This is a genomic window from Sporosarcina sp. FSL K6-3457 (assembly GCF_038007285.1).
Lineage (GTDB): Bacteria > Bacillota > Bacilli > Bacillales_A > Planococcaceae > Sporosarcina.
This window is the reverse complement of the sequence record NZ_JBBOWX010000001.1, coordinates 292382-314017: the sequence shown is the minus strand read 5'-3', so window position 1 is coordinate 314017 and position 21636 is coordinate 292382. Positions and strand designations below refer to the sequence as shown.

Below are 21636 nucleotides of genomic sequence, written 5' to 3'. Positions count from 1 at the left end.
CAGCGACTTTCAAGGATTTACCGGCGACCTCGAGGACTTTACCAGCGACTTCACAATTCCCTCAACTACCTTAGTGACCTCCATTGGTTAGATATGGTACACTCGTATCATCAAAGCCATTATGGAGGATGAGTAAATGACTACCACACAAACCATGTCAATCCATCGCGCTTTATCGGAACTAAAAACCTTAAACGAGCGAATCGCCAAAGCCATTAAAGAGGCTGATTACGTAGCAACAGACCGCCAATCCACTCAAAAAATCAAAGGCCTATCCATTGAAGACTATGAAAAAACCATTCAATCTGGTTTTGACAAGGCCGTTTCACTCATCGAGCGACGCATTCACATTAAGGATGCAATTGTGCAATCAAACGCCATAACAGAAGTGACAGTAGCGGGCGAAACGATGACCGTTGCCAAAGCCATCGAGCGTAAAACCTCCATTGAAAATGAAGAACAATTATTAGCTTCCATGATTGAAGCCCGCAGAATGGCCATCAACAAACTGACAAAAGAAAATGATTCCCTTCCGAAACGCTTAGAGGAATATTTAACAGCTATTTTAGGCAGCAAGGAACATGCGAAAAAAGAAGAAGTCGAACTGCATACAAAGGCGTTTATGGAACGAAATGAATATATATTGATTGATCCGCTCAAAATTAATACACGCATCGAAGAGCTAGAAGTAAAGGTTTCTAGCTTCAAAGCAGAAGTCGATGCCGTTCTGTCTGAATCAAATGCACTGACGAAGATTACCATCTAATTGACTTGCATGAGTAGTCGAAAACGATGTCCACAAGACCCTTCTTTTGTTGGTGTTTCTTTGGGTCAACAAGTAAAACCAACACCCAACCTACAAACAATTGAAGCAGTTGCAAATGATAAAAGCTCAAGGTTTAAATCTTAAAGCTATAAAACTTACGCATCAAAGCTCTTATCGTTTAAAGTTCAACGTTTAGCACTTAAACCTCTTTTAAATCTTGGATTCACAGTTACGGGATTCTTGTGTTCGCCCATCGTCATCTGCCAAGCTGGCTATTTCGTGCAATAACAAAAGCGCTAACGCGCCTCTGTCCACGTCCCAAGTGTAAACAATTCACTTGGGACTTTTCTTCGCCCTTCGCATGGTTCCATAAAACCACATCCATTTATCGGTATAATAATCCACCTGCTATATTTCTACTAAATTAAAAAAGACTTTGAAAAACACTAAAGTCTAAATCTCATAGCCTTCCAAACCTACCGGAGGAATACACAACCACAATAACCCACATACTCATATGAACACATTTTTTACTTTTTCAAAGAAAAATCGTACTATCTATAATTATACCCTAGACAAATAGCACTAACAGACCGATAATTATCAATAGTAGGAATATACTAGTAAAAGGGAGCCGTAATATGAAGAAACTAGAAACCAAAATGTTGTTATTCATTTTAGTACCAACAATTCTTTTCTTTGCCGGTCTGGGTACATATATTTCTCTGACAGTCCATTCCACGGCTATACAAGTCGCGGAGGAAAATTTAGAAACACGCGGAGAATTACTTGCTGAAGAATTGGGGCTTGAGCTAGAAAAAACGACAGCGGCACTTCAGACATTGTCCCAGTCATTAGGTGGATTGCTTGATAGTGGTTCAGTTCCTGCACGGGATGATGCAAGTACGATGCTGCGTCAATTACTGATTACAAATCCCAATGCGGTTAGCTCATGGATGGTTTGGGAGCCGGATGCCTATGATGGAAAAGATGCAGATTATGTCAACACAGAAGGGCATGATACTACCGGACGTTTTGTCCCGATCTGGTCAAAAGACGAGGATGGAAAGTTCATCGTTCTTCCGATGAAGGACTATAATCGGCTTGGCGACTTACATACGAATCTTAAAAAGGTGTTAGAAACGGGTGAAAATGCACTCTTTGAGCCTGTTATTGTCGAGCTGAATAGAAAAACGATTTATATCACCTCCATTGCCTTTCCTGTTAAAGTGAACGGAAAAGCAGTTGGCGTAATTGGCGTGGATATGGAGTTAAAAACATTGAATGAATTGGTCACTCAATTTTCCTTTTACGATAGTGGTTTTGCAAGCCTGATGTCTAATACCGGGATTGTCATCTCACATCAGCATAACGACTTAATTGGACGTAATTATTTTGACCATACTGCCATGAGTGAAAGTGAGGAGGGTGAGGCGGTTAGAAATGCAGTACTTCAAGGACAGCAGATACAAATTTCCGGGTTATCTGATATTTTGAATGAGGATGTCTATCGCTTATTTTCACCTATTTATGTTGAGGGGATCCAAACACCTTGGAGTGCCCTTTTAGTCGCTCCCCTTGATGAAGTGACCAAGGAAGCGAAAGCGGTTACAACTCAGATTATCATTAGCATTATCGTCATTGTCTCTATTCTCGCCCTCATTATCTTTGTCGTCACACGGAATATCACAAAAGTACTACGTGCCACTGTTGGATTTGGACAAGTCTTGCAGCGAGGGGACTTTACACAGACCATTTCAGGACGATTTTTAAAGCGTAAAGATGAGTTGGGCGACCTTGCCGCTATTTTCACTTCAATTAGTGACAGCATGAGAAGTTTAATCAGTCAGGTTCAGGATAGTGCTCAACTGGTAGAACAGTCTGCCAGTGCAGTAGACATTGTCACAAACGAAGCCACTCTTGCGGCGAATGAAGTGACATCCGCCACCGAAAAGGTTGCGCAGTCAGCAGAAGTCCAGATGCAAAGCGCTGAAGAGAGTGCAAAAGCAATGGGAGAAATGTCTGAAAGGGTCCAAACAGTTTCCTTTACAGCGATAACTGTATCTGACACTACACAAAAAATGATGGAACAGGCGAATAGCGGACAAAGGGTTGTGCAAAACGCTGTACAGCAAATGGACACGATACATCAAGGAACAAACGAAACAAAATTGGTTATTGAGCAATTGGAAGCCGAAGCCAATAAAATTCAAAACATCGTTTCTGTTATAACATCCATTTCAGAGCAGACAAATCTATTAGCCTTGAATGCAGCCATTGAGGCAGCACGAGCTGGCACGGCTGGCAAAGGGTTTGCCGTCGTTGCTGATGAAGTTCGAAAATTGGCAGACGAAACAAATAGTTCTGCTGCCGACATTCAAAAACTTGTCAGTTCCATTCAAGCGGATACAATAAGAGCAGCCGATTCTATGACTAAAAATGAAAGCGGTGTCAATGATGGCATCAAGCGGATGGGGGAAGTCGAATCCGCATTCAAACAAATCATCACTTCCATCGAACTAATTGTGAAAGAGGCTATCGAGCTGTCGGCTGTCGCTGAACAAATGTCGGCTAGCTCAGAGGAAATTGCAGCTACTTCTGAAGAAATAGCGAGCAGCGCAGAAACCTCATATGAACAAACACACCAAGTAGCCGCCGCTGCTGAACAGCAGCTCGCCTCCATGGAAGAAATCACCGCAAGTTCCGCAACACTGAAAGGACTTTCTGAAGAACTCAATATCGCATTACGTCAGTTTAAGGTATAAGCAAAAAAAGGTGAGACCTTACTTGTAAAGTAGCATCTCACCTTTTTCTTCTATTTATCTTAGAGCCAGGTGACCTAGCTAGTATCCGCGAATTTTACTCAATCGGCAACCAAACTTCAGTGTCATAACCCTCCGATCCTACTGGGTGAATGTATCGCTCCAAGCTAAAGCTATTGCGCAGGCGAATGCCTTCTATGCGCATCAATGCTGTAAACGTTGCAGGAATACCACCCTCTACTTTGGCATTATCTGTCGTCAAGATAGTATTACTTAAGGACAGTTAATACCACATCTTCTAAGCCAACGTAACTTGATTCGGTTGGTAGAACATCCAAATAATCGGCAGCGTTCGTTATAATAACGGGTGTTATTGTATTATATCCATCCTTTTGAATAGCCTCGATATCAAACGTTATTAATTTTTGCCCTTTTTTAACAGCCTGATTTGTTTCAACGTGCACCTCATAATGTTTCCCGTCTAACTGAACGGTATCAAGCCCAATATGAATCAACACTTCGACACCTTCATCACTTGCTAAACCAATAGCATGTTTAGTTGAGAGGATTGTTACTACCTTTCCATCAAATGGTGCTACTACAATGCCATCACTAGGGTCAATTCCAACCCCTTTTCCCATTACTCCACTTGAAAATACAGAGTCACTTACATCACCTAATGGAATTATTTTACCTGATAAAGGCGTTGTTAATTCATATCTTACTTTTCCTACGTTTTCATTACGAACAGATGAAACTTCTGTTTCAATTACTCCTTTCGATTTTTCACCTTCAGTCCCAAAAATAAAAGCTAGAATGGTTCCTACAGCAAATGCGGTTCCAATCCCTATAATATAGCCTACCATTGGTGAATAAACAGGTATGCTAAATATACTTTGGAATACAAATGTAGATACTCTTACATCAAATAGCGCAATGATCCCCCCGCCGAGAGCACCGGATAGTAACATTAATGGTATTAATCTTCGATATCTCAATACTAAACCATAGAGAATCGGTTCGATTACACCTGCAAGCAATCCTGACAATGTACCCGCAAGTGCCAATGACCGTAAATCTTTATTTCTTCTAGAACGAAGGAATATACCAAAAGCAATCCCCATTACCGCAAATACCGATCCAGAAGTAATTGGGCCAATAATGTCTCCGCCTTTAGAAAAATTATCAATCATAATAGGGACAACACCCCAGTGCACCCCTAGAATAACAAGGAAAGGCCAAACACTGGCAATAACAACACCCGTAAGAACTGACGAAAATTCTGATAAAAATGTGATACTTGCGCCAATCCCCGCACTAACATACTGTGCAAATGGCCCGAAAACTAATGCGGTTAACGGCATCATAATTAGAATGCCTAGCATTGGCACAAAAAACAATTGAATCGTATCCGGTGTATACTTTTTAATGATTCGTTCAAGTGGTGCGTAAATTGCCATTGCAATTAGCAACGGGAAAACAGTCGATGTATAATCCGTTGCAATAAGTGGGACACTCATAAAACTGATATCACCAGTGCGTTCTAAAAGCGCTGTGAAACTAGGCTCTAGTAAACCCGCTGCAATCGTACCGCCGACAAATGGGTTAGCATTTAATTGCCTAGCTGCAGAAATACCTATAAAGATTGGAAAGAAATAAAATAGACCGCTTGATGCCGCATTTAATACAGCATAGGTTGTCCCTTCCACATCAATCCAGTTCAACATGGAAAGGACTGCAAGTAATGCTTTTATCATCCCCGCACCTGCTAATGCAGGAATTAACGGTGAAAACGTTCCAGAAATATATTCAAAGACTTTAGCTGCAACTCCAACATTTCTTTTATCTTGCACCCCATCTGTATCTCCTGAACCTCTAGTATGAATATTATGACCATTCATAATTTCTGTGTAAACTTTCCCTACTTTATTTCCAATAACAACCTGATATTGGCCGCCTTTTTCAACTACAGTAAGAACGTCTGGGATTTTCTCCAATGCTTTCTTATCTGCTTTATTATGTTCCTTCAGCTTAAATCGTAGCCGAGTTGCACAATGAACGAGAGAATTGACATTTCCCTCTCCGCCAACCAGCTCGATGATTTTATTCCCTAATTGTTTATTATCCATACCCTTTCACTCCTCCTTAGATAATAAAAATCTAGCTATTGACAGCGCTTACTTCCGTTTTATAAAAGCACTAACTCTTACTGGAGCAGTACTTTTATCACCTTTTATTGATTATCAGCTGCAAAAACAATATCTGCTGTCTTCCTTGCCTTTTCATACACTTCCATAACAGAATGTGAGTAATCCAATAATTCGTTACAACGTTCAAAATCTTTAAGTTCAAAAATCTCTTTAAAAACAAGAAGTTCGTAATAAAGGGTATTGAGCGTCGTTTGGCTATTTAGAAGAATCTCTTTATCCTTTAAATGTAATCTGACATTTTGACAACCATTCGCGCCATTTTCTACATGAAGATAACCATTTTCCCCTTGAATGAGAACAAAGTTCATGCTTCTCGTATCCTTGGCTCCTACACACTCTGCAATGAAGGTTGGATATTTCATTACTAAGACCCCAGAAGTGTCTATTCCATTCGGATGTTTATTCGCTGTATAGCTGACTGACTGAGGGGCACCGAATAAATTTAATATAAAGTGAAGGTTGTAAATGTTAATATCCGCTAATGCACCGCCAGAAAACTCAGGGTTAAAAGCGTTCGGTGTTTCTCCTCTTAATAATGCATCGTATTTACTAGAGTACTGGCTATAATTACATTGGACAAATTTCAATTGACCCAGTTTTCCGACATGTTGTTTAATCAGCTGATAGTTTGGTAAATGAATGGTTGTAATTCCTTCAAACAACATTAGTCGATTTTTCCTAGCCAGTTTCATTAAATTCTCTGTTTCACTCACTGTCGAAGTGAAAGGCTTCTCACAAATGACATGCTTTCCATGTTCTAATGCTCGGTAGGCTTGCTCATAATGCAAGCTATTTGGAGAGGCTACATAAATAAAATCAATAGTAGGGTCCATATAAAGCTTTTCTAGGTCCGTATAGATCGTTTCTACCTGATACTTCTCGGCTAATGGTTTAGCTGTTTCTTCTTTACGGGAATACATTGCTACGCATTGCGCACCATCTATTTTATTTAGAGCTGATAAGAATACATCCACTATTAATCCAGTACCAATCGTTCCTATTCTCACTTTTATTCCTCCAATTCATTACTGTTATTTACTTTGCTTTTTTTGCAATAGAAAGACCCTCTTCTAATATCTTTAATACGATGATTACTTCTTCATCTTTCACTGGCTTTTCACCCTCATTTTTAATTGCCTGGTAAAGCTTTTCATATAAAATTCCGTAATCTGTAACTTCCGATGGTACATTTTCATTCTGTTCTACACCATTATCATCTATATAAGAAAGTTTACCCCAATTGTTTTCTGCTTCACGCTCGAAGGAGACAGTAGTTGGACCATTAGGGTTTTTCTTTTGGTGGCCACTGCTATATTTAATAAAGCTGCCTTTGTCTCCATGAACTGTAAATTTCGGATGTTCAAGCTTTACAGCTACGCTACATTTTATCGTTACTTTCGTTCTTCCAAAGTAAAAATCAATATCAATATAATCATCTGATTCTCCTGGATAAGAAATGCTCCTTACATCGTAGTGAATATCATCTGGCTTACCATATACAGATATGATTTGGTCAATGGTATGAACAGCAAGCCCATATAAAAAGCCGAAGTCACCTCTTTTAATATATTGCGGCATGAAGTAATCATAATGAGATTGAATTTCAACAACATTCCCTAACTTCCCACTTCTAAGTACCTTTTCAAGAGTAAGGAAGTCTCCATCAAACCTTCTATTTTGATTTGCCATTGCAATAAGTCCTTTAGACTTTGCCAATTCAAAAATATGATTTGCTTCTTCAATTGTTGGTGCAAATGGTTTTTCCACTAATATATGCTTGTTATTTTCCAATGCAGCTGTTGCATATTCCATGTGACTATCCACATGTGTACAAATAACAACTAGGTCTACTTCGCTATCCTGCAAGATTTCATTTAAATCTGTAGTGAAATGAATAGGTGGATACCAACTTTCATGTTCTGTACCTTCTCGAATACGATCCTCTTCTCTACGGAAGATATATTTCACGTTTATATTTTCTTTTCTTTCTAAATACGGTAAATGGTAATTTAGAACGGCATTCCCAAAACCAATCATTGCGATGTTCATCATTATGAATCTCTCCTTTGCTCGTGCTAGTAAGGCTACCATATCACGCTATTTTCATTTTATTAATAGGTTTCGCGTGTATTGGAAAGCGCTTTCAACATTTGCAAAATAATAAGCCCATCTATGAAATTGAATTTCACAAATGGACTTTTATGGAATATTAATGATCAATTTACCGTCTGTCAAATAAAATATTAAGAATTTCATCTATTCTTCAATGGTCCCTAAATAAAATACATCAAAGATATATTGGGTCGTAATTACATTAAATATTTTGCTTAAATGCGGGGTTTCATGATTATAATAGCTTTGAATATTTTTATCAGCTAACTTTGCCAATTCATTCTGCTTAGTACCTGATATGGCAATTACTTTTTGATTAAATGATTTGAGCGTTTTTGCAATATCTATGATTGCTTTGTTCTTGCCTGTATGAGAAATGACGAACGATACAGTCTTTGCATTATTTTTTGTGTTAGTTAATAAGTGATAGTTTACACTGTTATATGCACTGGCATGTATCCCAATTTCATTCCATTTAGCACAAACTTGTTGGGCAATATAATAATTCATATCTACACCGTAAACTTCAATACGGTTTGCCTCTTTCAACCAATCAATGATCACAACTAGATCCTCCATGTTAAATCGCTTTCGGGTCTGTATTAATGCTTCCTCATAAATATATGGGATGGAGTCGACCTTATCTATAAATTCCTTTGCGACCCCAACTTCCTCATTCTGAAGTCTATTTTTCAAGTTAGATTCTTTGTATTCTAATGCAAACTGAAGTTGGAAATCTGGAAACCCTTTTGTTCCAAACTTTTTGCAAAATCTCACAATAGTAGAGGAGCTTGTATACGTTAATTTTGCTAATTCATTGGCTGTCACCTTAAAGACAATTTCAGGATTTTCAATTATATATTCTACTATGTGTCTTTCCTGGTTAGTTAAATCTTTCATATACTTCATCTTGTTAATTAACAATTTTTATCCCCCTTTTTAATTAATGAAACCCCTCGAATCCCTTGTCATCTAGCTTTCATCGTATTTATCCATTTTAATTCCTTCTGCCTCTAATTTATACGTTAAAAATGAATTACCTTCATCCTACACCATTCTGTTAATTGCTATGATTATGGGTGCCGCCCTGCAATTCTCATCAGGAGCTTAAAAGAACCCGTCCTTTTCAATGAAAGGGCGGGCTAGTTCCTTGATTCAGATATTTATCAGCGAATCTCAAAAATCACATTCAATTTCACCAATTCACCCACGAGTCCCCGCAACATCAATCTCTTTAATAACCCTCGCAGGATTTCCACCTACAACTACATTATCCGGTACATCTTTTACCACAACCGCACCTGACGCGATGACCACATTATCACCAATCGTAACTCCAGGATTAATAACCGCGCGCCCGCCAATCCATACATTATCACCGATTGTTACAGGCTTGCCATATTCGGCACCAGAACTTCGCTCCGTAGGATCTAATGGATGAGTAGCCGTGTAAATATGAACACCCGGGGCCATCATGCAGTTATCGCCAATTCTTATTTCACAAACATCCAAAAATACGCTATCAAAATTGGCGTAAAAATTTTCACCAACATGAATATTAAATCCGTAGTCACAGCGTAAAGTAGGTTCAATGTATATATTTTTCCCAACTGAACCAAATAACTCGTTTAGCAATACAGTCCGTTCACTAAGCTCCGTTTCCAACGTTTCATTAAAAACCCTTGTTAATCGGCGGGCATTTTCCCGCCCTTTTACTAATTCGGAATCAGCGGCAAGGTATAATTCACCAGCTAGCATTTTTTCTTTCTCTGTTTTCATTGTGTTTCTCCTCCTCTATTACGAATGAACCCTGACCTTCATCACTTTCGTAACCTTCCCACTCGCATCACTCACAGTGATATTTGTAACGCCAGGCTTCAAGGCTTCCAATGAAATCATTGAATCATCCTGCTCTGTAATTCCCACTACATTCGGCTGTTCAATTTCCCATGTAAAACCATCACTATAATCATAACCATTCGGCTTCACCTGCGCTTGAATAGTTGTTGTTTCTCCAACTTTTAATGTGGCATATTCTTCGCTAACTACAATACCCGTCATTTCATCCGCCCGTGGACGTTCTCGCCATGTAGAATGTAGCTCAAAGAAGTCCAATAGCACGACATCCACGCTGCCACCCTTTGTATACAATTCAATAGCATTATTCGTCGGCTTTGTATAAATCAATTTAGTAAACACGAATTCACCTTCATTGACAAATAACTCAATGGAAGATTCATCTACAAGACCTCTGATTTTAATCTGCTTTCGCTCCATTGGGTAATCTGTTTCGTGACGATTCCCAAACTGATACATATTTCCGTTCCGATCTGTCAATTGTTCCAACCCCGCATTCGAGCGGTCCAAGAAGATCTTATTCGTTGCTGTATCGACGCCAAATAGAGCCTCTTCCTCTTCGGATTGACGAAGACGAATACCGAACTCCTCTACAGCGTCCCATTCTACAATCATTTCAAATTCAAATGTTGTACTCGCAAATGCATCAATCGGATAATCACCTTCTAATCGAAATGCCTCCATATGATGCGCATTTGCCCGTAAGCTCTCTATTTCTTGAATAGGTCCTTGGAACAGTCGAATACTACCATCTTCAATGGTCCGAAGTAATAACTCACGCGGAATCGACATGGAGCCCATCCATGGATCCGTTGGAGATTGGTATGGATAGCGCCAATTCGCCATCCAGCCTAGCCAAATTGTTCTACCATCCTCATCAGGGATATCGGAAAATGACTGTGCCGCATAAAAGTCTTGTCCGAAATCAGTCGTTAACACTGTTTCTGGGGAATTGTCATTCACAAACGTCGTTCCATCAAACTCTCCAATGAAATATTGAGCTGTTGAACCATTCGTTGTATCATTATCTCCAACACTCACATGCAGAACCCACTTCTGATTCCCTTGATCCCCATTGACAGGTAGTTGGAATAAATCCGGGCACTCCCATACTGCAACATGTGAACCTTCATCATCTCCAAATTGACTTTGGAACGTCCAATCAATCAAGTTATCAGAGTTATAAAACGTAACACTTTGATTTGTAGAAATCACCATTACCCACTTATTTGTATCCTCATGCCAAAACACTTTCGGATCGCGGAAGTCTTTGATACCAGGATTTTCAATAATCGGGTTGCCTGCATAGCGCTCCCATGTTCTCCCTTTATCCTTACTATACGCCATCCCCTGCGCCTCACCGCCCTCAGTACTTGTATAAAAGGCAACTAAACCAGCTTTTCCATTAAATAATCCACTGGAATCATTCCAGTCTACAACCGTGCTCCCCGATAAGGCTTGCCCCAGTAAATCATGCTCTAAAGCGACGGGCAAGTGTTCCCAATGAAGCATATCAGTACTAATCGCATGCGCCCAGTTACCATTTTTCTGATGAAATAAATGATATTCTCCATCAAAATATATAAGTCCATTTGGATCCGCTAAATTCCCTGATGGTGTTGAAAAATGATACTGTGGCCGATACATTTCCGTATAATAGTCAGCATTCGCTACCTCCATTTTATTTAGGCCCACTGCTTTCAAATCACTCTCACCCTTTTCGTTTTGTTCAATTTCACTGCACCCAACTAGTAAAACCAATATCCCTATTAGCGTAGCAGTAAGTCTTTTCATTTTCAAAATATACTCACTCCTTTATTTAAGCAAAATTTAAGACCAAACCAATTGCCTTGAAAACAATCGGTTTGGTCTCTCATTTCTTTTCTATATACTTTGAATTAAATAATCCGACTACCCGCCGATTTCCGTTACGAGCGGCGACTCCAATCAGCTGGAGAAAAATTAATTCAACTTATATAGATAAATTAAATCCTAAAGCGAATTCAAAAGAATTCCCTATTCCAACTCAGCCTTCGCCAAATAAAATGCACCTTTAATCGCTGAAAAGCCTTCAATACCAGGAGTGACAATATAATCAGCAATCTGATCCTCTAGCTGTGGGAAAGCCAAGTAATGATTATTTATCGCCTGCAAGTGTTTGTAAATCACAGGCAGCACTTGCCTCTGCTTCATCACCCCGCCACCTAAAATAATTCTTTCTGGTGATAGCGTTAGGATATACGTCATTAACGCTTGCGCGATATAATAGCCTTCGATTTCCCATACTTCAGATCGCTCTGTCAGCAACACAGCTTTTTCATTCCATCTCTTTTCAATCGCTGGTCCAGCAGCCAATCCCTCCAAACAGTCTCCGTGGAATGGGCAAACCCCCTCAAAAGAATCATCGGGATGTCTTCTAACCAAAATATGCCCCATTTCAGGATGGCTGAGCCCTTGTAGCATTTTACCGTTACTCACCGCACCTACGCCAATTCCCGTCCCGATTGTAATATAGATACAACTGTCAACATCTTGGGCAGCTCCAAACTTCGCCTCTCCCAATGCCGCAATGTTAACATCCGTATCGAACACCATCGGGATATCCAAGTGCTCTTTTAATGATGATAAAATATTAAAATGCTGCCACGCCACTTTAGGCGTTGTTGTGATACAGCCATAATTTGTAGAGTCCGGGTTAATATCAGCCGGACCAAATGACCCTACTCCTAATGCCTGAATCTCAAATTGTTGAAAGAATTCTTGTACTTTTTTCATTGTCTCCGCAGGAGTTGTTGTTGGAATTTCAATCATTTCAATCACATTAAAATCCATATCCCCCACAGCGCAAACAAACTTTGTTCCCCCTGCTTCAATTGCACCTAACAAGATACATTCTCCTCTCCAAACCTTATCATGAGTGAGATGCTGCAATATAGCTGTTTGTTAACTGGATAGTTCCACCCGATGCGAACAGGACAACCTCTTCACAAACCTTATCCGGATAAATCAAGCTCGTAACAGCATAAGCACCCTCATTTAAGAATACTTCAATAGAAGAAGAATCTACAACAATACGCAAATTCACCTGATTCGTAGCTTGCAGGTTTAACTCTTGGAAATTCGAAAAGTTTTCTGAGAATGTGATTTGTCCTGAATTCTTTCGATCCAGCTTGACTCGATTCGTCTCTGCATCTATCGTCAGCACCGTTTTTTGGCTTGCCGTATGGGATAGCACGACCCCGAATTGCTTTGCGTCATGATTATCAATCTCCAAAACAATCTCTACACTCGGCTTATCCACCGCAAACACTTTCGACTTTTCGCTGTTGATGAACAAATCGTCAATTTCAACAATTTTCGTAAAGTATGAATCTAGTTCCTTAACAGGATTTTGAACGACCAGCAGCTGATCTCCAACATGTCGTAATGCCAGTGTTCTTGGCAGCGTCATCTGGCTTCTCCAGCCCTCAGTCGGTACTTCGTTGGCATAGCGCCAATTACTCATCCAGCCTAGATAGATTCTTCGACCATCCTCCGTAGGAATATCTGAAAAACTCACACCAGCATAATTGTCTTTTCCAAAATCTAGCCATTGAATCTCTTCAGTATCAGCTATAAAGGTAGAGCCATCAAAAGAACCTACAAAGTATTGCGTTCTAGAGCCACTGTCAAATTGAGGATTGTCCCCAATACTGACCAATAACACCCATTTCTTCTCTTCACCATCATCTACAGCTAATTCAAATAGATCAGGGCATTCCCAAACGCCATCATGAGAGCCAATATTATCTCCAAACTCACTTTCAAACTGCCAGTCTATTAGGTTTGGTGAAGAGTAAAAAGTAACCGTTTGCCCTGTTGCTAACGTCATCAGCCACTTGGCTGTTTCCGCATGCCAAAACACTTTCGGGTCTCTAAAATCTACTTTTGTCGGATGCCCGAGTACAGGATTCCCTTCGTACTTCGTCCATGTTCGGCCTTGGTCATGACTATAGGCAAGGCTCTGGGTTTGAATGGCCGACGTTCCATCAGCCTTATCCAAATGATGCGTAAAAATCGCTACAATTCCTGGCTCATCCGGGAAAAATCCTGATGTATTATGCCAATCAACTACAGCACTTCCTGAAAAAATAGTCCCTAGTTCATCTGGATAGAGTGCAATCGGTAGCTCCTGCCAGTCAATCATATCTTTGCTGACAGCATGGCCCCAATGCATGGGACCCCATATGCTATCATTCGGATTATGCTGAAAGAACAAATGATATTCCCCTTTAAAATAAACCATTCCGTTCGGATCATTCATCCAATTTTTCTTTGGTGCAAAATGCAAAGTTGGTCTATATTTCTCAAGATTATAAGTCGCCAATCACTATTTCCTCCTCTGTTAGTTTGAATTTCGGTCATAACCATCCTGTTTAATTTGTAGCCATGTAGGGAATTTCAATCGATCTAGCTCTGCTAAATACTCGCCCCACTCTTCTTCAGCTTTTCCAGTTTTAATCCACTCTGCACGTTTTCTATGCACATAAGCGAATAGGTCTGTTTCGATGCTTGACAGCTCTTTTAATTCATCCAGAGAGAAAAATACTTTCGGATAAATATTGTCGGCATTCATATGTGGTGACATGACTTCCTTCATTTGATTTAGTCGCCCTACTGCATCATCTGGTTTTGTCGTAACAACGCCATAGTATTCATCCAGAATGGCTAATGGTCCGCCAATATTTGTTTTTTGTCGTAATTCAGCTGGTGCCGTTCCTTCTAGTGCAAGGTGCTTCAGCATATTTGCGCTTTCGTCATACTCAAAGATGTTTTGTTGCTCTGTATCTCCATAAGTTCCCCAGTTATTTTGCACAGATTGCACAGGATCATAAAGCTGGTCAATCCATTTGGCTGTTAACTCTAAGTTTTCGTTAGCACTTGTGATAACCATTTTTCCACGGTCAAAGCCCATACCGTTTGTGCGTGCAACATGGATATTGCCTTCAGCATCAGCAAGTGGAGGCATTAGTTCATAGTGGTCGTTGTCGCCACTAATATTAGCTTTATCCCACGTGAAGTATAAACCGTATTTCTCGTCTTTCCCTTTAGCCACATACGTATTGAAATCTTGTTCGAAAGCTTCTTCATCAATTAAATTATTTTTATAGAGGTCAGCAAAATACATCATGGCATCACGATAGCCTTCGTCCGCTGCTGTAAAGATGACTTCACCATCATTGGAAACGACTGTATGATCCCAGTTGTCGCCCAAACCAAATGGATTGAATAGAAATGCAAAGTCTTCTCCACCGTGGTTAATAATGAAAGATAGTGGAATTTCATCAGCCTGGCCATTGCCGTTTGGATCATCATTTTTGAAAGCGAGTAACACTTCTTTTAGTTCTTCCATATTGGTTGGCATGTCCAATCCTAAATTATTGAGCCACTCCACGTTAATCCACGGGAATGTATCAATGGAATGAATATTTTCTTTCCCTGCGCCTAACTCCTCAATCCAAGGAAAGGCGTAAATATGGCCATCTGTTGCCGTAATCATAGACCTGTATTCCGGTTTTGCTTCCAATACCTTTTGCAAATTCGGCATATACTGGTCGATGAGATCCTCCACGGGAATAATCGTGCCATCCTTCCCTAATTTCTGAAGATCATAGTCACTGTAAACAGCGTCTAAAATAGCGTCTGGCAAATCACCACTCGCAATCGTCAAGTTTCTCTTTTCAATGAATGAATCCGTCGTATAGTTTTTCCATTCAATATTGACACCCGTTTTTTCTGCTAATCGCTTGTAAATTAACTTGTCATTCGGATCTGTCGGTGCTAAAGGTGAGCTTTGTGTCATGAACTTTAAGCTCACTGCTTCTTCCAATGGAAAGGTAATATCTTTTAGCTCATACGCTTCAGATGATGTGCCACTGTCCTTGCTGCATCCTGCGAATAATAACCCTGTAACGAGTAAAGCTGCTAATGCTTTGTTGCCCTTCTTCATACTAAAACCCCCATTTTTTTATTTTATTGAACCAACCATTACGCCTTTTTCAAAATACTTCTGGAAGAAAGGATACATAATGATTAGCGGTAAACTAGAAAGAATAATAGATGAGTATTTAATCATTTCAGACATCTTTTTCAGCTCTGCCATGGCAAGCTGATCGCCAATCATTCCTGGTTGTACCTCGTTTTGGATCAGGATAGAACGTAATACTAATTGCAATGGATGTAATTTGGCATCTTCTAAGTAAATCATTGCGTCAAAATAAGAATTCCATTGGCCCACAAAGGCATATAACGCGAGTACAAATATAATCGGTTTGGATAGCGGTAAAATGATTTTAAAGAATATAACTAAATCTGATGCACCATCAATTTTAGCTGCCTCCTGGAGTTCCTTAGGGATGGCTTTGAAATAAGTTCTGGCTAAAATAATATTCCAGACACTAATGGCCCCCGGCAAAATAATGGCCCATATGCTATTTAACATCCCTAAATCCTTGACCACTAAATACGTAGGGATTAAACCACCGCTGAAAAACATCGTAATGAGGAAGAAAATCATAATGACTTTCGTTCCTCTAAACCCTTCAACAGATAGTGGATAGGCAGCGAATATAGAAACAACAACTGTCACTATAGCAAATCCTACTGAGTACAGAATCGAGTAGAAGAATCCTCTAATAATCGCTTCGTTTTGCAAAATTTTTACATAACCTTGTACACTCCAATCGTCCGGATTGAATGATATGCCCTTGCTCAGCAAGACGTTAGGATCTAAAAATGAGGCTAACAAGACGTAAAGCAACGGCAACAGAATGAGCAACGTAGCAATAATTAAAACGAATTTATTTATCGTTAATAGCAATTGATCTCGTTTTGAATAATTCATATTCCTATCTCGCCCCTCCTTTTAATAAAGACCTTCACCTTCATTAAGTTTTTTAACTACATAGTTCACGAAAATAAGTAAAATCACATTAATAATAGAGTTAAATAATCCAACTGCTGATGAGTACGCATAGTCTCCAGCTTGAAGCCCTACTTTGTAAACATACGTTGCAATAATTTCAGATGTTGGTATATTCATGGCGGTTTGCATCAAATAGGCTTTCTCAAACCCAATGCCCATGATTCCACCAGCCGCAAGGATGAATAGCACAGCCATCATCGGTTTTAACGTTGGCAGATCGATATGTCGTACTCTTTGTAATAGAGATGCGCCGTCAATGGTTGCTGCGTCATGGAGCTGAGGATCCACATTTGCAAGCGCTGCCACATAAATGATAGAAGCCCAACCTGCTCCCTGCCAAATACCAGAAAGAATATAGATGGATACAAATGCATCTGGATCAGACATGAACGAAATCGGCTTGTCCAAGAAAAACGATAAAATTGTATTAATGGGCCCCATTGGTGATAAGAAGATAAACAGCATCCCTGTAATGACAACGACCGAGATAAAATTCGGGGCATACAGAATGAGTTGAATATTTTTCTTAATGGATGCCCGTTTTACCTGATTTAACATTAACGCCAGAATAATGGGTACTGGAAACCCTAGCACTAAGCCGTAGACACTAAGTTTAAGCGTATTCATAAAAATGTCTCCGAAGTTGGGGGACGTTAAAAACTTTGTGAAATGCTCAAATCCTACCCAATCGCTTCCCCATATTCCTTTCATAGGACTAAAATCTTTAAAGGCAATAATAGATCCGTACATCGGAATATACTTAAAGATAATTGTCAAAATAATCGCTGGGGCCAAAAATAAATACAGCGTGTAGTTTTGAATCATATACCGTAACAAACTTTGTTTCTTATGAGATACGTTTGTTTTTGTCTCAGTGGTCATTTCTATGCATAGCCCCCTTAACTGTTTTTTGATTTGTGAGTTAATAATATGTCAACCGCTTTCATATGTCAACCGCTTGACATAAAATAATTTTAAAAAAACCTAATCTCAAGAAAATTAGGTTGTCTCATTGATTAACAGTTGAACAGGCAATGTCGTTTCATAGGGACCTGAAAGTTCAGAGTTATCAATCATATCCATTAGTTTTTTCACAGCTGTTTTAGCAATTTCCTCAATCGGTTGTTGAATCGTCGTGAGCTGAGGTAATAAGCTTCTCGTTGTTTTCGTACCATCATAGCCAACGACCTTTAATTGCTCAGGCACTTGGATGTTCAATTCTCTTGCAACTTGCAAACAGGCGGCTGCCATTATATCATCACTAGCGAATATACCATCTGTTTCAGGTCGTTCCACTAAAATTTTTCTAATCGCTAATACGATATCTTCATCATCAAACTGCAATTCATATGTACTCGGATTATCAACCAGATCCTCGTAAGCTTTCCGCCTATATTGAGCAGGTGTTTCCAATTCAAGAGGACCGTTAATATGAATAATTGATCGACATCCTCGATCGATCAAATGCTGTACCGCCATTTTTCCACCCATGTAATTATCAGAACCCACTACAGGTATTGTCGGTGCTAAGTAATGGTCAATCGCAACAATCGGAAGCTTCGGATACTTATACGTATCGATTCCCCGGTTATACGAACAAACAATGATACCATCTACTTGATGTCTAATCAACATCGTCGAGTAAGCTTTCTCTTTTTCAAGCTGCCCTGAACTATTGCAAAGAATAATCTTATAGCCCAAAGAAGAACAGATATTTTCAATATACAACGATAATTCTCCAAAAAAGGGATTACTAACTGTTGGAACGATTAACCCAATAAAATTCGTTCTCTTTTTGAATAGTGATCTCGCAACATCATTAGGATAATAATTTAATTCCTTGATAGCGTTCTCCACTTTTTCTTTCGTCTGTTCACTAATATAGCCTCTATTATTCAACACGCGAGATACAGTCGTCGGGGATACCCCTGCCGCCTTCGCAACATCTTCTAATTTCACTTTCATAATGTGTCTCCTTAATAAAGTATATTTATTCCCAATATTAATTATATCTTAGCATATACTACTAGCTAATGACTTGCTAAAGAAGCATCTTGCAAGGTTGTAAAGTAGAGTACAAGAAAACACATCCTTCCTCATCGATACGTTTTCTTATTTATATTCCAATAGTTCCTATTCACTAATTTTTCCGTAACTAAGAAGCATCTATACCTATTGACTGTATTTGGATAACTCTCTAGTATTTATATTTGTATGTAAAACTTTATTTCGAAAGGGTGAATGTGGATTGAACTCAGCATCTATAACCTCTAGTAAAGAAACACCGTATTTCGTCATTAGTGTGATCATTAGTGCCTTTATCTATCTGATTGTTACGCTTAGTATTATTGGAATTGGCATAGCACTAGTTATTCTTGCATTTATTTTATTTTCAAATGCCATCATGCTTGGCAGTATAAGGGGGAATGGCGTTCGAGTCAGTGAGCAGCAATTTCCGGATGTGCATGAGCGTGTTGTTGAGTTAGCGCGTAAAATGGAGCTTAAAAAGGTGCCAGATGTATTTGTCATTCATTCCGAAGGAGCTTTTAATGCCTTTGCCACACGATTCTTTGGACGCAACATGGTTGTTATTTATTCGGAAGTATTCGAATTAGCCCGTGAAAAAGGTGACAAGGAACTTGATTTTATTATCGCGCATGAGTTGACCCATGTGCAGCGTAGACATGTTTGGAAGAGTATCCTTACTCTCCCTGCTGCTTTTATTCCTTTTCTTTCCCAAGCCTATAGCCGTGCTTGCGAATATACATGTGACCGGAGTGCCGCCTACTACATACAGGACGGCCCGGCTGCAAAACGTGCACTTACTATCTTAAGTATCGGGAAAAGTCTTTACAAAGAGGTAAATGATTTTGCTTATTTGGAGCAAATACATAGCGAATCTAATGTAGCTGTTTGGTTTGCGGAAATATCGTCTACTCATCCATTATTACCAAAAAGAATTCAAGCTGTAGGTCACTTTATGAATGTGGAAGATACACCAAACTTCGTACCGAATAACGGAAAAATAGCAGTAGGCGCACTCATTTCTGGGGCAGCTGTGTTCTTTCTTTATATTGGAGTCGTCGTTATGCTTGTTATGGGGACTGTTTTTTTTGCAACCCTATTCCCGACTGCCACAGAGTCTGCTGAAACTGAAGCACAGGATTATGTTTTCCCTGAAACCGCTACCCCGCTTATGATTTCAGCAGCGAATGGCGACCTTGCACAAGTGAAAGCGTATATTTCCCAAGGAGCCGATATCCATGCGCAAGATGATGAACTAACGACTGCACTTCATTATGCGGTCTATAACTTTGAAGCAGAAGTTGTCGAATTGCTACTCCATGAAGGTGCGAATCCTAATGATTCGGATGACTATTCCACTGCCCTAACTGCAGCGCTAGCAAACGAATCGTATGATATCGCCGCACTGTTATACAACGCAGGTGCCGATCCTACGCTGGAAGATGCTGCTGGCTATTCTGCACTCGATTATTTAAACGTTACGACAACTGAGGAATTTGAGAAAGTATTAAATCATATGTAATCACAACTAAAAGGCACCAGTCTTAAGCAGTTCCTGAACTGTTTTAGGGCTGGTGCCTTTTATATTAATTAGCAAAATAACACTGGATTCTATCGATCGAATGTATATTTTTACTGATTCGCATTCAATTCCTTAATGGCTAGTACAGCTTCATCGATATGGCTAACAGGTAAGATTTCTATAGTTAGTTCCTGTTGTAATCTCACAACTTCTGCTTCTTCTCGATTCGCCAATGGGATTAGTACAGCTGGGAAACTGTTTTGCTCCGCAATCATCATTTTCGCTTTTATCCCGCCAACTGGCATGACATCACCATTAGGTTCCAGTGTCCCAGTAACGCCAATGGGTAATTCATTTACGAAATTCCCTTGATGAATCATTGCAGTAAGACCTAATGCTAGCCCAGCACTATCTCCCTCTAGATTTTCTCGACTAAGAAATTCGTTAATAAATTCGATGTCTTCATCAATATAATTTCTTACATTTTCGCCCATCAATTGAAATGCATTTTCCTCTTTGCCAAATCCGAAAAATTGTTTTAGCTCTGTTGTCTTGCTTCTATATTTGTCTCGATTTTTAATTTTATGCATCTCCAAAATTTGAATACCATTTTTTCCATAGGTATCCTTTATCACCTCTTTATCTTCTAAATAATAAATATCATTCAACCCCACAACTAAAATATGTATTCCCGATTTTTCTAGCAATTCTTCTGGTTCTCTATAACTATCTACTCTATAGGTATTACCTTCGTAGTCTAGGAGTCGTATTTCATAACTACAAAAGATCACTCCCCATACGATTACTAAAGTGATGGTAAGACTCTTAAATTTGTTTCTCCGGAAAATAATCAGGAAGATTAAAGCAACAATCGGAATTACTAGCAGTGTCCCTAATAATATAAAGCTATTTAGATAATCTACATAATAAGCATTTCCTAATAGGCTATAGACTGGGACTACGATGAGAATGCTATAAACAAATGCTAATAACTTGCTCGACCTATCCAGTTTTTCATTCCACTTCGCCATCTCTATGTTACCCCTTTACTAGACAATGATTGATTTTGAAAGTATGAGTACATAGGTTATTCTTTTTCTGCTTCATTGGCATACAACTCTTTTTCAATTTGTACCCACGCCTTCAAATTCTCTCTTTCTGGATAGGATTCTTCGTATTGTCGATGTTCTTCTAGCAACTCTATTCCTTTTTGGGTTACACGAGCTGCGTTTAAAGAGAATTCGTCGTTCACTCTCAGCACTCTTTCCACATACTCTTGATTTTCCAATAAAAAAACAAAGTTTTCGAACTCTCTTTCTTTGAGCCCATAATCCTCGGCATTGGGTGTGAAATGCTTCTTATGAATTTCTCTTAAAATACTATAACCAACTCTCAAGCGAATCCCACCTTTGAATAAC

The 21636-nt window shown here is 39.4% G+C and carries 18 protein-coding genes; 3 read left to right on the top strand and 15 right to left on the bottom strand.

Going from position 1 to position 21636, the window contains the following annotated elements; genetic code table 11:
• The first annotated feature begins 136 nt into the window (after nt 1–136).
• Both N1I80_RS01575 and N1I80_RS01570 read left to right on the top strand, forming a co-directional pair.
• Entirely contained in the window at nt 137–766 is a 630-nt protein-coding gene (locus N1I80_RS01575) for a hypothetical protein (RefSeq protein WP_340736221.1), read from the top strand.
• Between the two features lie 641 nt (nt 767–1407).
• A complete protein-coding gene (locus N1I80_RS01570) occupies nt 1408–3531 on the top strand; it encodes a methyl-accepting chemotaxis protein (protein ID WP_340736220.1) in 2124 nt (707 codons plus the stop codon).
• A gap of 94 nt (nt 3532–3625) precedes the next feature.
• Here the strand turns inward: N1I80_RS01570 and N1I80_RS01565 are convergent, their stop codons facing one another.
• From N1I80_RS01565 to N1I80_RS01505, 13 genes are all read right to left on the bottom strand, one after another.
• Nucleotides 3626–3790: a hypothetical protein gene (locus N1I80_RS01565; protein ID WP_340736219.1), complete on the bottom strand. Its 165-nt coding sequence runs from the start codon at nt 3788–3790 to the stop codon at nt 3626–3628.
• Nucleotides 3791–3797: 7 nt separating this feature from the next.
• Nucleotides 3798–5657: a beta-glucoside-specific PTS transporter subunit IIABC gene (locus N1I80_RS01560; protein WP_340736218.1), complete on the bottom strand. Its 1860-nt coding sequence runs from the start codon at nt 5655–5657 to the stop codon at nt 3798–3800.
• Nucleotides 5658–5761: 104 nt separating this feature from the next.
• Complete coding sequence (locus N1I80_RS01555; protein ID WP_340736217.1) at nt 5762–6745, bottom strand: Gfo/Idh/MocA family protein; 984 nt, start codon at nt 6743–6745, stop codon at nt 5762–5764.
• 28 nt (nt 6746–6773) lie between these two features.
• Complete coding sequence (locus N1I80_RS01550; RefSeq protein WP_340736216.1) at nt 6774–7790, bottom strand: Gfo/Idh/MocA family oxidoreductase; 1017 nt, start codon at nt 7788–7790, stop codon at nt 6774–6776.
• A 204-nt stretch (nt 7791–7994) separates the two neighbouring features.
• A complete protein-coding gene (locus N1I80_RS01545) occupies nt 7995–8774 on the bottom strand; it encodes a MurR/RpiR family transcriptional regulator (protein WP_340736215.1) in 780 nt (259 codons plus the stop codon).
• Between the two features lie 279 nt (nt 8775–9053).
• A complete protein-coding gene (locus N1I80_RS01540) occupies nt 9054–9629 on the bottom strand; it encodes a maltose acetyltransferase domain-containing protein (protein WP_340736214.1) in 576 nt (191 codons plus the stop codon).
• A gap of 18 nt (nt 9630–9647) precedes the next feature.
• On the bottom strand, nt 9648–11501 hold the full coding sequence (locus N1I80_RS01535; RefSeq protein ID WP_340739942.1) for a GH32 C-terminal domain-containing protein: 1854 nt from the start codon (nt 11499–11501) through the stop codon (nt 9648–9650).
• Nucleotides 11502–11723: 222 nt separating this feature from the next.
• Nucleotides 11724–12593, bottom strand: a complete 870-nt coding sequence (locus N1I80_RS01530) for an ROK family protein (protein WP_340736213.1) — start codon at nt 12591–12593, stop codon at nt 11724–11726.
• Nucleotides 12594–12618: 25 nt separating this feature from the next.
• On the bottom strand, nt 12619–14073 hold the full coding sequence (locus N1I80_RS01525) for a glycoside hydrolase family 32 protein (RefSeq protein ID WP_340736212.1): 1455 nt from the start codon (nt 14071–14073) through the stop codon (nt 12619–12621).
• An 18-nt stretch (nt 14074–14091) separates the two neighbouring features.
• Entirely contained in the window at nt 14092–15696 is a 1605-nt protein-coding gene (locus tag N1I80_RS01520) for an extracellular solute-binding protein (RefSeq protein WP_340736211.1), read from the bottom strand.
• Nucleotides 15697–15714: 18 nt separating this feature from the next.
• Complete coding sequence (locus N1I80_RS01515; protein ID WP_340736210.1) at nt 15715–16590, bottom strand: carbohydrate ABC transporter permease; 876 nt, start codon at nt 16588–16590, stop codon at nt 15715–15717.
• 21 nt (nt 16591–16611) lie between these two features.
• The gene (locus tag N1I80_RS01510; protein ID WP_340736209.1) at nt 16612–17553 is read right to left on the bottom strand and encodes an ABC transporter permease; all 942 of its coding nucleotides are present in this window, start codon (nt 17551–17553) and stop codon (nt 16612–16614) included.
• Between the two features lie 117 nt (nt 17554–17670).
• Nucleotides 17671–18636, bottom strand: a complete 966-nt coding sequence (locus tag N1I80_RS01505) for a LacI family DNA-binding transcriptional regulator (RefSeq protein WP_340736208.1) — start codon at nt 18634–18636, stop codon at nt 17671–17673.
• A gap of 283 nt (nt 18637–18919) precedes the next feature.
• Here N1I80_RS01505 and N1I80_RS01500 point away from each other — a divergent pair, with 283 nt between their 5' ends.
• Nucleotides 18920–20218 carry a M48 family metallopeptidase gene (locus N1I80_RS01500; protein WP_340736207.1) on the top strand — a complete coding sequence of 433 codons (1299 nt, stop codon included), beginning with the start codon at nt 18920–18922 and terminating at the stop codon, nt 20216–20218.
• 110 nt (nt 20219–20328) lie between these two features.
• On the opposite strand, the gene N1I80_RS01495 is transcribed toward N1I80_RS01500, so the two are convergent.
• Together N1I80_RS01495 and N1I80_RS01490 are read right to left on the bottom strand one after the other, a co-directional pair.
• The gene (locus N1I80_RS01495) at nt 20329–21249 is read right to left on the bottom strand and encodes a S16 family serine protease (RefSeq protein WP_340736206.1); all 921 of its coding nucleotides are present in this window, start codon (nt 21247–21249) and stop codon (nt 20329–20331) included.
• Between the two features lie 56 nt (nt 21250–21305).
• Nucleotides 21306–21614: a hypothetical protein gene (locus N1I80_RS01490; protein WP_340736205.1), complete on the bottom strand. Its 309-nt coding sequence runs from the start codon at nt 21612–21614 to the stop codon at nt 21306–21308.
• Between the last annotated feature and the right edge of the window lie 22 nt (nt 21615–21636).

Excerpts from the sequence above, each read along its gene's own strand:
- N1I80_RS01575 (WP_340736221.1), top strand. The coding sequence starts at position 137 with ATGACTACCACACAAACCATGTCAATCCATCGCGCTTTATCGGAACTA.
- N1I80_RS01570 (WP_340736220.1), top strand. The coding sequence starts at position 1,408 with ATGAAGAAACTAGAAACCAAAATGTTGTTATTCATTTTAGTACCAACA.
- N1I80_RS01560 (WP_340736218.1), bottom strand. The coding sequence starts at position 5,657 with ATGGATAATAAACAATTAGGGAATAAAATCATCGAGCTGGTTGGCGGA.
- N1I80_RS01550 (WP_340736216.1), bottom strand. The coding sequence starts at position 7,790 with ATGATGAACATCGCAATGATTGGTTTTGGGAATGCCGTTCTAAATTAC.
- N1I80_RS01540 (WP_340736214.1), bottom strand. The coding sequence starts at position 9,629 with ATGAAAACAGAGAAAGAAAAAATGCTAGCTGGTGAATTATACCTTGCC.
- N1I80_RS01535 (WP_340739942.1), bottom strand. The coding sequence starts at position 11,501 with ATGAAAAGACTTACTGCTACGCTAATAGGGATATTGGTTTTACTAGTT.
- N1I80_RS01520 (WP_340736211.1), bottom strand. The coding sequence starts at position 15,696 with ATGAAGAAGGGCAACAAAGCATTAGCAGCTTTACTCGTTACAGGGTTA.
- N1I80_RS01515 (WP_340736210.1), bottom strand. The coding sequence starts at position 16,590 with ATGAATTATTCAAAACGAGATCAATTGCTATTAACGATAAATAAATTC.
- N1I80_RS01510 (WP_340736209.1), bottom strand. The coding sequence starts at position 17,553 with ATGACCACTGAGACAAAAACAAACGTATCTCATAAGAAACAAAGTTTG.
- N1I80_RS01505 (WP_340736208.1), bottom strand. The coding sequence starts at position 18,636 with ATGAAAGTGAAATTAGAAGATGTTGCGAAGGCGGCAGGGGTATCCCCG.
- N1I80_RS01495 (WP_340736206.1), bottom strand. The coding sequence starts at position 21,249 with ATGGCGAAGTGGAATGAAAAACTGGATAGGTCGAGCAAGTTATTAGCA.